Origin of the sequence: Aeromicrobium camelliae (assembly GCF_003850045.1) — a bacterium.
GTDB classification, from domain to species: Bacteria; Actinomycetota; Actinomycetes; order Propionibacteriales; family Nocardioidaceae; genus Aeromicrobium; species Aeromicrobium camelliae.
Window position 1 is genome coordinate 1 of the sequence record NZ_RQJX01000039.1, and the last position, 1,142, is coordinate 1,142.

2 protein-coding genes and 1 pseudogene are annotated in these 1,142 nt (G+C 65.3%); 2 read left to right on the forward strand and 1 reads right to left on the reverse strand.

Annotation, left to right across the window (positions count from 1 at the left end; genetic code table 11):
* Positions 1-67 precede the first annotated feature (67 nt).
* Positions 68-517, forward strand: a complete 450-nt coding sequence (locus EHW97_RS16010) for a helix-turn-helix domain-containing protein (protein ID WP_208002088.1) — start codon at positions 68-70, stop codon at positions 515-517.
* Positions 445-840, forward strand: a pseudogene (locus EHW97_RS16015) (DDE-type integrase/transposase/recombinase); the annotation flags it as partial. The gene EHW97_RS16010 and the pseudogene EHW97_RS16015, both read left to right, overlap by 73 nt.
* A 38-nt stretch (positions 841-878) precedes the next feature.
* Here the strand turns inward: EHW97_RS16015 and EHW97_RS15840 are convergent.
* Positions 879-1,142, reverse strand: a 264-nt coding sequence (locus EHW97_RS15840; RefSeq protein WP_243696479.1) for a hypothetical protein, incomplete at its 5' end; no start/stop codon positions are given.

Sequence of the window (1,142 nt, forward strand, 5' to 3'; positions counted from 1 at the left end):
TGCTGGTTCAGGACATCTGCAAGGCATGTCTCACGTCATCTGCAAGACCGCTCGTTGATGCTCGTGGGTGTCGAGAGCACGGCTGATCATCACCGCCATCACCACGCAGGGTCTGAGCCAAGCAGAAGCCGCCCGCACCTACGGAGTTTCTGAAGCCACCGTGAGCCGCTACATGGCCAGGTGGCGATCTGAAGGCGAGACCGCGTTCGAGCCCCGGTCTCGAGCATCGCCCACCGCGACGTCACCCGAGCGTGTTGAGCTGGTGCTTGCCCTGCGCAAGCAGCTCATCGAAGCCGGACTCGACGCCGGAGCGGAAACGATCGGCTGGCACCTCGAACACCACCACCAGGCCGTCGTCTCTCGAGCCACCATCCTCGACACGGCGTCATCACGCCCGAACCGAAGAAACGTCCCAAGTCGTCCTACGTCCGATTCGAAGCCACGATGCCGAACGAGACCTGGCAGTCCGATTTCACGCACTACCGACTCGCCACCGGTGCCGACGTCGAGGTCCTGACCTGGCTCGACGACTGCACCCGCTACGCGATTCGCGTCACCGCCCACCGGGCCGTGACCGCGATCATCGTGCGCGACGAGTTCCGCCAAGCGGTCAGAACCGCTGGAATCCCAGCCTCGACTCTCACCGACAACGGCATGGTCTTCACCACCCGTCACGCCAGCCGACCCGGCAAGAACGCCCTCGAAGCAGAGCTCCGCCGCCTCCACATCATCCAGAAGAACGGCCGCCCGGGCCGCCCCACCACCCAAGGCAAAGTCGAACGGTTTCAACAGACGATGAAGAAGTGGCTCCGCGCCCAACCTGACCAACCCGGCACCATCGGGGAGCTACAGGCCCTGCTCGAGGAGTTCGTCGACCACTACAACCACCGCCGTCCCCACTGCCCAAAGCGCTTCCCACCAGCAGCCGAGACGCCGAAACCCACGCCCGCGTCCGCCACGACCGCGTCGACACCAGCGGCGTCGTCACCCTGCGCATCGCCGGTCGCCTCCACCACATCGGCATCGGACGAACCCACGCCCGAACCCACGTCGTCCTGCTCATCGCCGACCTCCACGTCAGAGTCGTCAACGCCACCACCGGCGAACTCCTCCGCGAACTGCAGATCGACCCGACACGGGAC